10 protein-coding genes are annotated in these 12,504 nt (G+C 66.1%); 9 read left to right on the top strand and 1 reads right to left on the bottom strand.

Translation table 11 applies throughout. The features are described 5' to 3' along the window. The first annotated feature begins 133 nt into the window (after positions 1–133). Together recA and recX are read left to right on the top strand one after the other, a co-directional pair. Positions 134–1,216 carry a recombinase RecA gene (gene recA / locus AC07PF_RS05490; RefSeq protein ID WP_007860707.1) on the top strand — a complete coding sequence of 361 codons (1,083 nt, stop codon included), beginning with the start codon at positions 134–136 and terminating at the stop codon, positions 1,214–1,216. A gap of 111 nt (positions 1,217–1,327) precedes the next feature. Next, the gene (gene recX, locus AC07PF_RS05485) at positions 1,328–1,783 is read left to right on the top strand and encodes a recombination regulator RecX (protein WP_494611116.1); all 456 of its coding nucleotides are present in this window, start codon (positions 1,328–1,330) and stop codon (positions 1,781–1,783) included. Here the strand turns inward: recX and argC are convergent. Then, a complete protein-coding gene (gene argC / locus AC07PF_RS05480; RefSeq protein ID WP_145693980.1) occupies positions 1,780–2,712 on the bottom strand; it encodes an N-acetyl-gamma-glutamyl-phosphate reductase in 933 nt (310 codons plus the stop codon). The genes recX and argC overlap by 4 nt on opposite strands. Before the next feature lie 191 nt (positions 2,713–2,903). Here argC and sucC point away from each other — a divergent pair, with 191 nt between their 5' ends. The 7 genes from sucC to AC07PF_RS05445 all read left to right on the top strand — a co-directional run bounded on the left by sucC (position 2,904) and on the right by AC07PF_RS05445 (position 12,471). After that, positions 2,904–4,064: an ADP-forming succinate--CoA ligase subunit beta gene (sucC, locus tag AC07PF_RS05475; RefSeq protein WP_007860710.1), complete on the top strand. Its 1,161-nt coding sequence runs from the start codon at positions 2,904–2,906 to the stop codon at positions 4,062–4,064. A gap of 15 nt (positions 4,065–4,079) precedes the next feature. Next, positions 4,080–4,976 carry a succinate--CoA ligase subunit alpha gene (gene sucD / locus AC07PF_RS05470; protein WP_007860711.1) on the top strand — a complete coding sequence of 299 codons (897 nt, stop codon included), beginning with the start codon at positions 4,080–4,082 and terminating at the stop codon, positions 4,974–4,976. Positions 4,977–5,116: 140 nt separating this feature from the next. After that, positions 5,117–5,806 (top strand): TerC family protein, encoded by a 690-nt coding sequence (locus AC07PF_RS05465; protein ID WP_007860713.1) that lies wholly within the window; start codon positions 5,117–5,119, stop codon positions 5,804–5,806. Positions 5,807–5,976: 170 nt separating this feature from the next. Beyond that, a complete protein-coding gene (locus AC07PF_RS05460) occupies positions 5,977–8,625 on the top strand; it encodes a CHASE2 domain-containing serine/threonine-protein kinase (RefSeq protein ID WP_494611115.1) in 2,649 nt (882 codons plus the stop codon). A 19-nt stretch (positions 8,626–8,644) separates the two neighbouring features. Next, the gene (locus tag AC07PF_RS05455) at positions 8,645–9,433 is read left to right on the top strand and encodes a Stp1/IreP family PP2C-type Ser/Thr phosphatase (RefSeq protein WP_007860723.1); all 789 of its coding nucleotides are present in this window, start codon (positions 8,645–8,647) and stop codon (positions 9,431–9,433) included. 41 nt (positions 9,434–9,474) lie between these two features. Next, entirely contained in the window at positions 9,475–10,131 is a 657-nt protein-coding gene (locus AC07PF_RS05450) for an FHA domain-containing protein (protein WP_007860725.1), read from the top strand. A gap of 78 nt (positions 10,132–10,209) precedes the next feature. Next, positions 10,210–12,471, top strand: coding sequence for a CHASE2 domain-containing protein (locus AC07PF_RS05445; RefSeq protein ID WP_494611114.1), 2,262 nt, complete (start codon positions 10,210–10,212; stop codon positions 12,469–12,471). Positions 12,472–12,504: the final 33 nt, after the last annotated feature.

Here is a 12,504-nt window from a genome sequence, read left to right as displayed (position 1 = left end):
GTCAGGCAAACTGACTAAATAGTGCATTGCTGCCGTGCAATGGCTCGCATAAACTACTGTTCAAGCATCCAGCCTGTAGTTAATTGCAGACGAAGTGCAAACACCCAACCCGTTGTTTCTCAAGGAGTTTTCCATGGACGTCGCAGTCAAAGGCACCAACCCCCCCCTCCCCGTCAACACCGAAAAGGCCAAGGCGCTGGCGGCTGCGCTCGCCCAGATCGAGAAGCAATTCGGCAAGGGCACCATCATGCGCCTGGGCGAAGGCGAGGTGATCGAGGACATCCAGGTCGTCTCCACCGGCTCGCTGGGCCTGGACATCGCCCTGGGCGTGGGCGGACTGCCACGTGGCCGTGTGGTCGAGATCTACGGCCCGGAATCCTCGGGCAAGACCACGCTCACCCTGCAGGTGATTGCCGAGATGCAAAAACTGGGTGGTACCTGCGCCTTCGTGGACGCCGAGCACGCGCTGGACGTGCAGTACGCCCAGAAGCTCGGCGTGCAGCTGTCCGACATGCTGATCAGCCAGCCCGACACGGGTGAGCAGGCCCTGGAAATCGTGGACAGCCTGGTGCGCTCGGGCGCCGTGGACCTGATCGTCATCGACTCGGTCGCCGCGCTCACGCCCAAGGCCGAAATCGAAGGCGAGATGGGCGATGCCCTGCCGGGCCTGCAGGCCCGCCTGATGAGCCAGGCGCTGCGCAAGCTCACGGCCACGATCAAGAAGACCAACTGCACGGTCATCTTCATCAACCAGATCCGCATGAAGATCGGCGTGATGTTCGGCAGCCCCGAAACCACCACCGGCGGCAATGCGCTCAAGTTCTACGCCTCGGTGCGCCTGGACATCCGCCGCACCGGCACCATCAAGAAGGGCGACGAAGCCATCGGCAACGAGACCAAGGTCAAGGTGGTCAAGAACAAGGTGAGCCCGCCCTTCAAGACGGCCGAGTTCGACATCCTGTTCGGTGAGGGCATCAGCCGCGAGGGCGAGATCATCGACATGGGCGTGACCGCCAAGATCGTGGAGAAGTCGGGCGCCTGGTACGCCTACAACGGCGAGAAGATCGGCCAGGGCCGTGACAACGCGCGCGAGTTCCTGCGCGAGAACCCCGACCTCGCCCGCGAGATTGAGAACAAGGTGCGCGAAGGGCTGGGCATTGCGCTGCTGCCCGACGGGCTGCAAGCGGCTGCCCCGGCAGGCGATTCGGACGAGTGATGCGGCGGCGCATTGGGCGCCACCGCAACACACCTGGGCGGCCATTGCGCAGTGTTGCGGCAATGGCCGCTGTGCATTGGACCATTGCCTGGCTGCCTGCCAACCATACCCATGGGCTTTGAAACCGTTTCCCTGAAGGGCCGCGCGCTGCGGCTGCTGGGCCAGCGCGAGCACTCGCGCGCCGAGCTGCTGCGCAAGCTGCGCCCGCATGTGCAGGAGGGCGAGGACCTCGAGGCCGTGCTGAGCGAGCTGGAGGCCAGGGACTTCATCAGCGAGGAGCGTGTGGTGGCCTCGGTGGTGCACCAGCGCGCGGGCCGCATGGGGGCGGCGCGCATCCGCCAGGAGCTGCAGGCCAAGGGCATCGGCGGCGAGGCCGTGCAGCAGGCCCTGGCACAGCTGCAGGACACGGAACTGGCCCGCGCCCGCGAGGTGTGGCGCCGCCGCTTCGGCGAGCCGGCTGCCGATCCCCAGGGGCGCGCCAAGCAGGTCAGGTTCCTGATGGCGCGCGGTTTTTCCAGCGATGTCGTGCGCCGCGTGGTGCGCGGCGTGGGGGATGATGAAGTTTAGATGCCCAGCATCAGCTTGAGGTTCTGCACCGCGGCGCCGCTGGCGCCCTTGCCCAGGTTGTCGAGGCGCGCCACCAGCACCGCGTGGCGGTAGGTCTCGTTGGCGAACACGCGCAGCTCCAGCTTGTTGGTGTCGTTGAGCGCCAGGGCATCGAGCTTGCCGTCGGCCGTGGCCGGCAGCACGCTGACCCACTGCTCGGGCGTGTTGCTCTTGGCGTAGTGGGCGGCCAGCGCGTCGTGCAGGTCGCTGGCCTTGGGGGCGCCAGGCAGGGTGTCCAGGTGCAGGGGCAACTGCACCAGCATGCCCTGCTCGAAATTGCCCACCGAGGGCACGAAGATGGGCCGGCGCGTGATGCCGGTGTAGCGCATGATCTCGGGCAGGTGCTTGTGCGCCAGGCCCAGGGCATACAGCTCGAACAGCGGGGCCTCGCCTTTCTGGTAGGCCTCGATCATGGTGCGCCCGCCGCCCGAATAGCCACTGACCGAGGGCAGGGCCAGCGGGAAGTCCGCAGGGATGAGGCCGGCGTCGACCAGGGGGCGCAACAGGGCGATGGCGCCCGTGGCATAGCAGCCGGGGTTGGCCACGCGCGTGGCGGCGGCCACGGCCTCGGGCTGGCCGGCGGTGAGTTCGGGAAAGCCGAACACCCAGCCGGGCGCGATGCGGTGCGCGGTGCTGGCGTCGATGATCTTGATCTTGCGGCCGCCGGCCTGCTCGATACCGTCCACCATGGCCACGGTCTCGCGCGCGGCGTCGTCGTGCAGGCACAACACCACCAGGTCCACGCCGGCGATCAGCTCGCGCTTGGCGGCGGGGTCCTTGCGCAGCTCGGGCGCGATGCTGACCAGCTCGACCTCGGGCATGGCCTGCAGGCGCTCGCGGATCTGCAGGCCCGTGGTGCCGGCTTCGCCATCAATAAAGACTCTGGACATGGGTTGCTCCTGCTGGTCTGGCAGCGTGCACTGCCGGGTAAGAATGGATGGACGTAAACGCTGTACGTGTTAGGCACAAGGGATGGTGCGTCGCAGCATGATACAGTCGAAGGTTGCCATGCCCCAAGCCCGCGGCCAGACACCTGTTCATGGTAAACGGGTAAATACCACCCTTCCCTGAGAGAGACCTCATGAAGATTCACGAATACCAAGGCAAGGAAATCTTGCGCAATTTTGGTGTGCCCGTTCCGCGTGGCATTCCCGCGTTCACGGTGCAAGAAGCCGTCGAAGCAGCCCAGAAACTCGGCGGCCCCGTGTGGGTCGTCAAGGCCCAGATCCACGCCGGTGGCCGTGGCAAGGGCGGCGGCGTCAAGGTCGCCAAGACCATTGAAGACGTCAAGCGCATCTCCGGTGAGATCCTGGGCATGCAGCTCAAGACGCACCAGACCGGCCCCGAAGGCCAGAAGGTCCGCCGCCTGTACATCGAAGACGGCGCCGACATCAAGAACGAACTGTACGTCTCGCTGGTCACCGACCGCGCCACGCAGAAGGTCGCCCTGATCGCTTCGAGCGAAGGCGGCATGGACATCGAGGAAGTGGCCCACTCCACGCCCGAGAAGATCATCACCGAGATGATCGATCCCCTGACCGGCATCACCCCCGAGCAAGGCAAGAAGGTGGCTGCAGCCATCGGCCTGACCGGTGCTTCCGTTGACCAGGCCCTGGACATCTTCGCGAAGATCTACAAGTGCTACATGGAAACCGATGCGTCGCTGGTGGAAATCAACCCGCTGAACTGCGACTCCAAGGGTGACCTGATGGCCCTGGACGCGAAGTTCAACTTCGACGCCAACGCGCTGTTCCGCCACCCCGAGATCGTGGCCTTCCGTGACCTGGACGAAGAAGATCCGGCCGAAGTGGAAGCTTCCAAGTTCGACCTGGCCTACATCAGCTTGGACGGCAACATCGGCTGCCTGGTGAACGGCGCCGGCCTGGCCATGGCCACCATGGACACCATCAAGCTGTTCGGCGGCGAGCCGGCCAACTTCCTGGACGTGGGCGGCGGTGCCACCCCCGAGAAGGTCACCGAAGCCTTCAAGATCATGCTCAAGAACCCCAAGGTCGAAGGCATCCTGGTCAACATCTTCGGCGGCATCATGAAGTGCGACACCATCGCCACCGGCGTGATCACCGCCTGCAAGGCCGTGAACCTGAACGTGCCACTGGTCGTGCGCATGAAGGGCACCAACGAAGAGCTGGGCAAGAAGATGCTGGCCGAGTCCGGCCTGCCCATCATCGCCGCAGACACCATGGCCGAAGCTGCGACCAAGATCGTTGCTGCCGTCAAGTAAGCCCGGAGAACACACATGTCGATCTACATCAACAAAGACACCAAGGTCATCACCCAGGGCATCACGGGCAAGACGGGCCAGTTCCACACTGAAAAGTGCCAGGAATACGCGAACGGCAAGAACGCCTTCGTGGCAGGCGTGAACCCCAAGAAGGCCGGCGAGTCGATCTTCAACATCCCGATCTACGCCTCCGTCAAGGAAGCTGCGACGCAGACCGGCGCCACCGTGTCGGTGATCTACGTGCCGCCCGCAGGCGCTGCTGCCGCGATCTGGGAAGCCGTCGAAGCCGACCTGGACCTGGCCATCTGCATCACCGAAGGCATTCCCGTGCGTGACATGCTCGAAGTGCGCAACAAGATGAAGGCCAAGGAAGCCGCCGGTGGCAAGAAGACCCTGCTGCTGGGCCCCAACTGCCCCGGCCTGATCACGCCTGACGAGATCAAGATCGGCATCATGCCCGGTCATATCCACCGCAAGGGCCGCATCGGCGTGGTGAGCCGTTCCGGCACGCTGACCTACGAAGCCGTGGCCATGCTGACCGAAGTGGGTCTGGGCCAGTCGAGCGCCGTGGGCATTGGTGGCGACCCCATCAATGGCCTCAAGCACATCGATGTGATGAAGGCGTTCAACGACGATCCGGACACCGACGCCGTGATCATGATCGGCGAAATCGGCGGACCCGATGAAGCCGAGGCCGCCCAGTGGTGCAAGGCCAACATGAAGAAGCCTATCGTGGGCTTCATCGCTGGCGTGACGGCCCCTCCCGGCAAGCGCATGGGCCATGCCGGCGCGCTGATCTCCGGTGGTGCCGACACGGCCGATGCCAAGCTGGCCATCATGGAAGAGTCCGGCTTCATCATCACGCGCAACCCCTCGGAACTGGGCAAGCTGCTCAAGGCCCAGCTGAAGTAAGCCACGCGCATCCGTTCGTAAGCACAATTACGGACGCATCGGGCGCAGGCGCCCGATACACTGGCCGCTCCAAAAAAGAGAAGCGCCCGGAACCCCGGTTCCGGGCGCTTCTTGCATTCATAACAGTGGAGTCATCGACAATGGAATTCCTGCAAGCGGCCGATTTCTGGATTGGCCTGGTCAAGATCGTCTGGATCAACATCATCCTCTCGGGTGACAACGCGGTGGTGATCGCCCTGGCCGCCCGCTCGCTGCCCCCTGAGCAGCAGCGCAAGGCGGTGTTCTGGGGCTCGGGCGCGGCCGTGGTGCTGCGCGTTCTGCTCACGGTGGTGGCGGCCAAGCTGCTGGCGCTGTCCTTCCTGCAGGTCGTGGGCGGCTGCCTGCTGCTGTGGATCGGCTTCCAGCTGCTCAGCGACAGCGACGAGGACGAGGGCGAATCCAAGACCTATGGCAGCCTGATGGCGGCGGTGCGCACCATCCTCATGGCCGACCTGGTCATGAGCCTGGACAACGTGATCGCCGTGGCCGCGGCGGCGCAGGGCAGCACCACGCTGCTGGTCCTGGGCCTGGCCATCAGCATTCCGCTGGTGGTGTTCGGCAGCACGATGATGATCAAGCTGATGGAGCGTTTCCCCGTGATCGTGGTGCTGGGCGCGGCCCTCATCGGTTGGGTGGCGGGCGAGACCATCGCCGGCGACACGGCACTGCAAGGCCTGGTGGCCGCCCATCCGTCGCTGCACTACGTGGCTGCGGCACTGGGTGCCATCCTGGTGGTGGGTGGTGGCAAGCTCTGGCAGCGCCGCGCCAGCCGCGCCGCCGCATCGACCTGACAAAAATGGCATTTGCAGCGCCAGGCGCTGCAGGCCAACGACAAGAACGGCAGGCAAGACCCGCCACCACAGGGTTTGGGACCACTGCAAGGGGCTGATCGGGGCTGGTGGGCGCCGGGCTTGGAAATTGCTTCTAAAGGTATCTCATTACCTCCGTGGATCGATCGCAAGTGGGCAGAACAACATCGGCACAGCAGCTGGTTTGGTGGCGTACCGATGGCTTTGTCTGCGCACTGGTGGCAGCCGTCGTGGTGGCCCTTGCCAGCACGATGGGCTGGGTGCACCGGCTGGATCTGGCCATGTACGACGCGGCCGTCGGCAGTGCGTCGGCCGAGCCTGCGGCGGACTTGGTGGTCGTGGGCATCGATGACCGCAGCTTCAAGACCCTGGGCCCCTGGCCCTGGCAACCCGAGGTGCACGCGCGCTTTGTGGACCAGCTCACTGCGGCTGGCGCCCGGGCCATCGTCTACACCATGCCGCTGCCGGAAACGCCAGCCCGCCCCCTGCCCGTCCCCGCCGTGCCTGGCGAGCCACCGGCGGCTGGAGGCGTGCCCGGCGCGGAAGTCGCTGCACCGACCGGCGATGCCCGGCTGGCCCTGAGCCTGCAGCGCGCGGGCAATGTGGTGTTGGTGTCGCAGTACGCGACCGCCGGCCCGGCTGCCGCGCTGCCGTCGTACGTGCGCCGCAGCGTGCTGGCGGACCCGGGTGAGCATGCCGTGCCTGCCGCCTCCGGGCGGCATCCCCCTGCCGTGCTGGGGGCCGCGGCATCCGCGATTGGCCACCTGCAGTTGACCCCTGACCCGGATGGCGTGCTGCGCCACATGCCCCTGCTGCTGGCCCATGACAAGGCCGCCGTGCCATCGGTCGCCCTGCTGACGGCGCTGCGCAGCCTGCAGTTGGGGCCGACCGATCTGCGCCTGCAGGCCAGCGCGCCCTGGTTGCGCCTGGGCAGCCTGGGCATTGCCACCGACAGCACCTCGGTGCTGCGGCCCCTGTTCCATGCCCCGGAAGGAGGGCAGCCGGTGTTTGCCCGAACGGCCTTCGCGCAGGCGCTCTCTGCAGCGCCCGGCGCCCCCGGTTTCCAGGGCAAGACGGTGCTGGTGGGTTTCACCTCGGCCGCGCAGGCGGCGCCCATGGCAACGCCGGGCGGCCAGTCGCTGTACCCGGTGGAAGTGCTGGCGCAGATGGTGTCGGCCATCCGGCAGGGCCATGCCGTGACGGCGCCGGACTGGGCGGCACCGGCAGCATGGCTGGCCATCGTGGTCGCCCTGGGTTACCTGGCACTGGCCCTGCCCCAGGTGAGCGCCTTGGCCGGCCTGGCCGTGAGCGTGGCCTTGCTGCTGGCGCTGGCCGGTGCCCAGTGGCTGGCGCTGGAGCATGCGCTGCTGTCGTTCTCGCTGCTGGGGGCCGCTTTGGCAGTGGCCGTGGGGCAGCTTGTCATGCTGGCGCTGAAGTTGCGCGGCCGCGGCGGTGCTTCGCGCGCGAAGTCGGCCGAGGCCGCCGAGTCCCGGCGCATGCTGGGCCTGGCGCTGCACGGCCAGGGCAAGCTGGAGCAGGCGTTCGAGCACTTTCGCCGGCTGCCGATGACCGAGGCCCTCAAGGACAACCTCTACCATCTGGCCCAGGATTTCGAGCGCAAGCGCAACTACGCCATGGCCAAGCTGGTGTACGAACGCATCCTGCGCCATGACCGCCAGTACAAGGATGCCAAGCTGCGCTACCGGAAGATGCGTGCCCGTGCCAAGTCCGCTTCGGGCCAGCCTGACACGGCACCACCCAGTTCGGCACCGATGCCCATGCCCAGCGTGCCCGCCAAGCCGCGCCTGCCGGGCGACGCGACCATCGGCCTGCCCATGCTGGGCCGTTACGAGATCACCAAGGAGATCGGCAAGGGCTCCATGGGTGTGGTGTACCTGGGGCGCGATCCCAAGATCGGCCGCATGGTCGCCATCAAGACGCTGGCCCTGGGCCAGGAGTTCGAAGGCGATGGGCTGATCGACGCGCGCTCGCGATTCTTCCGTGAGGCCGAGACGGCGGGGCGGCTGCAGCATCCCTACATCGTGACCATCTTTGATGCGGGCGAGGAGCATGACCTGGCCTACATCTCCATGGAGTTCCTCAAGGGGACCGACCTGTCGCCTTTCTGCAAGGAAGGCAACCTGCTGCCGGTGCCGCTGGCGCTGTCGGTGGCGGCCCGCGTGGCCGAGGCGCTGGACTATGCCCACGCCAACCAGGTGGTGCACCGTGACATCAAGCCGGCCAACGTCATGTTCGACGCGGCGACCGACGCGGTCAAGGTGACCGACTTCGGCATCGCGCGCATCACCGACTCCAGCAAGACCCGTACGGGGCTGGTGCTGGGCACGCCGAGCTTCATGTCGCCCGAACAACTGGCCGGCAAGAAGGTGGACGGGCGCTCGGACCTGTACTCGCTGGGCGTGACCCTGTTCCAGATGCTCACCGGCTCGCTGCCCTTGCGCGGGGCTTCCATGCCTGAGCTGATGCACAAGATCGCCAGCGTGCAGGCCCCCGATGTGCGCACGCTGCGGCCCGAGCTGTCGGCCGAGGTGGCCGAGGTGGTGGCGCTGTCGATGATGAAGCGCCCCGAGGCCCGTTACCAGACCGGGCGCCAGTTTGCGGCCGAGATACGGCGTGCGCTGGCGGCGCTGGTGGGCGCTGAAAGCGCCACAAAGCAGCGGACAGTCGTCTATGATGCGGCTCGCAAGGCAACAGGGCACGACATGGCGGATTTTCAGGAAACGGTGATGGAATATCCTGTAGAGAAGGATCCTTCACTGCCGCCATCCAGCGCCCGATGAGGCCTGTGCCGCTCAATCCATGAATTACGATTTTTTTGCGCGCACCGATCGGGGGCGGGTGCGCAGCAACAATGAAGACGCCGTCGCGATCGACCGGGATGCCCAGCTGGCCATCCTGGCCGATGGCATGGGGGGCTACAACGCCGGTGAGGTGGCCAGCGGCATGGCCACGACCTTCATCCGCACGGAAATGGCCCGCTGGCTGGCCCAGGCTGGAAGCACGCCCCAATCGACGGATGTGCGCCGGGCGCTGGAAATCTGCGTGGAAAACGCCAATCACGCCATTCTGGGGGCGTCGCTGTCGAACCCCCAGTATGCCGGCATGGGCACCACGCTGGTGGCTGGCATCTTCCAGGGATCACGGCTGATCCTGGGGCACATCGGAGATTCACGCTGCTACCGCCTGCGCGGCGGGGTGCTGCAGCAGATCACGCGCGACCACTCTTGGCTGCAGGAACAGGTGGATGCCGGCATCCTCACGCCGCACCAGGCGGCGATCTCTTCCAACCGCAACCTGGTCACCCGCGCCCTGGGCGTGGAGCCCAACGTGCTCATGGAAGTCAATGAATTCCAGGTGGCGCCGCACGACCTGTTCCTGATGTGCTCGGACGGGCTCACGGACATGGTGTCGGATGCCGATCTGGCGGAGATGGTGCGTGCAGCCCTCCCGCTGGAGGAAAAAACCACATTGCTTATTGATACCGCCAATGCACACGGTGGTCGTGATAACGTTAGCGTACTGCTGGTACAGGCCGGCGCGGGGGGCAAGAAACGCAGCCTCATGTCCCGCCTGCTGGGCGCTGCCTGACGGTGCCGACCCCATAACAAATCTCAAATCAGGAGTGGATCATGCCCAGAATGATCGTTTCGATCGACGGCGTCGTCATCAAGGAAGTTCAGTTGACCAAGGACCGCACCACCCTTGGACGCAGGCCGTACAACGATATCGTGATCGACAACCTGGCGGTGAGCGGCGAGCACGCGATCTTCCACATGGTCGGGCATGACGTCGAGATCGAGGACCTGGGTAGCACCAATGGCACCTATGTGAATGCCAAGGCCGTCAAGCGCCAGGAACTGCGCAATGGCGATACGGTGGAAGTGGGCAAGTACAAGATCCGCTTCCTGCACGAGGCCGAGGGCGAGAACTTCGAGAAGACCATGATCTTCAAGCCCGGCATGGTGCCGCCGCTGGGCACGGCGTCGCGCCCTGCCGGTCTGCCGGCAGCGCCCGCGCCTGCCCCGATCACGGCCGTGATCAAGGTGATGTCCGGCGCCGCCGCCGGGCGCGAGGTCTCGCTGCTCAAGGTGGTGACCACCATCGGCAAGCCGGGCGTGGCCGTGGCCTCGATCACCAAGCGCCACCACGGTTTCGTCCTGGCGCATGTGGAAGGCCCGGACATGCCGCTGCTCAACGGCTCGGCCATCGGTTTGTCGCCGGTACCGCTCAAGCACGGCGACAAGCTGGAGCTGGCCGGCACCGAGATGCAGTTCGAGCAGACCTGACGGGCGCGCGCCTTGCCGCCCGCCTGGCTCGGCCCCCTGTCTGCCCAGCGCCGGGCGCCACCACACTGAGCCATTCTGATGCGGCCACGGACTGGCTCCTGGTTGGCGCGCCGCTGGCGCCGCATCGCCGTCACCCTGTTGCCGCTGCTGTTCGCCCTGCTGCATGTGGGCGGAGTCCTGCACCTGCAGGTGCTCGAGCGGCTGGAAAACATCATCTACGACACCCGCCTGCGCGCCACCATGCCGGGGACGATGGACGAGCGCATCACCATCGTCGACATCGACGAGCGCAGCCTGGAACGCATCGGGCAGTGGCCCTGGGGCCGTGACAAGATGGCCCGCTTCGCGGGCGAGTTGCTGGAGCGCCAACAGGTGTCCGTGCTCGGCTTCGACGTGGTCTTTGCCGAGCCCGACGGCAGTTCGGGCCTGGCCAGCCTGCAGCGCCTGGCGCAGGGTCCGCTGAATGGGAATCCCGGTTTTGCCGAACAGCTGGCACGGTTGTCACCGGAGCTGGACTACGACGCCTTGTTTGCCCAGTCGCTGCAGGGTCGGCCCGTGGTGCTGGGCTACTATTTCACGAGCGACCGGGACGGACAGGCCCGGGGCGTCCTGCCCGAGCCTGCCCTGCCCCTGGACCGGCTGCGTGGCAAGCCCTTGAGGGCCACCTCCTGGCAGGGCCATGGCAGCAATATCGGGGTGCTGGCTCGGGCAGCGCCTGCGGCGGGGTTTTTCAATTCCATCACCGATCCCGATGGGGTCGTGCGCTCCCTGCCGCTGCTGGCCGAGTTCCAGGGCCGCTACTACGAGTCGCTGGCTTTGGCGATGCTGCGTGTGGCGACGGGGGTGAAGGACGTGGAGCCCCTCTATGCCTCGTCGGAATTCGACCACGACGTGTTGCAGGGCATCCTGTTGCGCCAAGGCCAGCGCGGGATCCGCTTGCCGGTCGATCCCAATCTGGCAACCCTGGTGCCCTACCGCGGCCCGGGTGACGTTGCCGGTGGCTCGTTTCGCTATATCTCCGCCAGCGACGTGCTGGAAGGGCGCTTGCCGCAGGGCAGCCTGAAAGGCCAGTTGGTGCTGGTGGGCTCCACGGCGCCAGGCCTGGTCGATCTGCGTGTGACGCCCGTGGGGCGAACTTATCCCGGCGTGGAGGCGCATGCCAATCTGCTGTCCGCCTTCCTGGACGGCGCGAACGTGCTCCAACCGGACTACGCCCCCGATTTTGATGTGCTTCAGTTGGTGGTGACAGGGCTGCTGCTGGCATTCTCATTGCCCCTGCTGACGGCGGGCTGGGCCGTGCTGCTCAGCGCCGGGGTGTTTGCCGGGCTGGTGGGGCTGAACCTCTGGCTGTACCAGTCGCATGGCCTGGTGATGCCTCTGGCGACGGCCCTGGTGCTGGCGCTGTCCGCTTTCACGCTGAACATGGTCTATGGGTACTTTGTGGAGAGCCGCTCCAAGCGGGAGCTTGCCGCCCTGTTCGGCACTTATGTGCCCCCGGAGTTGGTGGATGAGATGCTCAAGGAGCCTGAGCGTTACACCATGGATGCCATCAACCAGGAGCTGACGGTGATGTTCTGCGACATGCGCGGCTTCACGGCATTGTCCGAGCGCATGGAGCCCCTTCAGCTGCAGGCCCTGCTCAACGGCGTGTTCAGCCGCCTGACCCAGATCATCCGCGGCCGTCGCCAGGGCACCATCGACAAGTACATGGGAGACTGTGTGATGGCCTTCTGGGGGGCTCCCGTGGCCACGCCCGGGCATGCCGAGTCCGCCGTGGCGGCAGCGCTGGACATGACCCGGGCGGTTGCCCAGCTCAACGAGGAGCACCGCCGCAAGGGGCTGCCGGAGATCGGCGTGGGCATCGGCCTGAACACCGGCACCATGTGCGTGGGCGACATGGGCTCGAACATCCGGCGCAGCTACACCGTGATCGGCGATGCGGTGAACCTGGGCTCCCGGCTGGAGGGGCTGTCCAAGACCTATGGCGTGACCATGGTGGTCAGCGACAGCACGCGGGCCATGGCCCCGGGCTTCATCTGGCAGGAACTGGACCGGGTGCGCGTCAAGGGCAAGGCCCAGGCCGTCGCCATCTACACGCCCGTGGGCACGGTGGCCGAGCCGCTGTCGCCCGAGCGGGAGCAGCAACTGGCCCTGTGGCACCAGTTCCTGGGCGCCTACCGGGCCCAGGAATGGGATGCATCTGCCCTGCTTTTGCGGAATTTGCACGCATCGGAACCTGGAAACATCCTGTATTCGCTGTATGCGGGCCGCATTCAGGCCCTGCGGGTGTTACCCTTCCAGCCGGATTGGGACGGTGCCACCCAGTTCGACACCAAGTAGGACAATGGCCGCAACCTGCACCGACAAAAAACC

The sequence above is a fragment of the Acidovorax sp. GW821-FHT10A04 genome, assembly GCF_059415825.1.
Note: the sequence above shows the minus strand (reverse complement) of the source record. Positions and strands in the feature narration are given on the sequence as shown.

Bases quoted from the DNA above. Each gene is read 5' to 3' on its own strand.
- argC (WP_145693980.1), bottom strand. From the start codon at position 2,712: ATGTCCAGAGTCTTTATTGATGGCGAAGCCGGCACCACGGGCCTGCAG.
- AC07PF_RS05450 (WP_007860725.1), top strand. From the start codon at position 9,475: ATGCCCAGAATGATCGTTTCGATCGACGGCGTCGTCATCAAGGAAGTT.
- AC07PF_RS05445 (WP_494611114.1), top strand. From the start codon at position 10,210: ATGCGGCCACGGACTGGCTCCTGGTTGGCGCGCCGCTGGCGCCGCATC.
- AC07PF_RS05455 (WP_007860723.1), top strand. From the start codon at position 8,645: ATGAATTACGATTTTTTTGCGCGCACCGATCGGGGGCGGGTGCGCAGC.
- sucD (WP_007860711.1), top strand. From the start codon at position 4,080: ATGTCGATCTACATCAACAAAGACACCAAGGTCATCACCCAGGGCATC.
- AC07PF_RS05465 (WP_007860713.1), top strand. From the start codon at position 5,117: ATGGAATTCCTGCAAGCGGCCGATTTCTGGATTGGCCTGGTCAAGATC.
- recA (WP_007860707.1), top strand. From the start codon at position 134: ATGGACGTCGCAGTCAAAGGCACCAACCCCCCCCTCCCCGTCAACACC.
- sucC (WP_007860710.1), top strand. From the start codon at position 2,904: ATGAAGATTCACGAATACCAAGGCAAGGAAATCTTGCGCAATTTTGGT.
- recX (WP_494611116.1), top strand. From the start codon at position 1,328: ATGGGCTTTGAAACCGTTTCCCTGAAGGGCCGCGCGCTGCGGCTGCTG.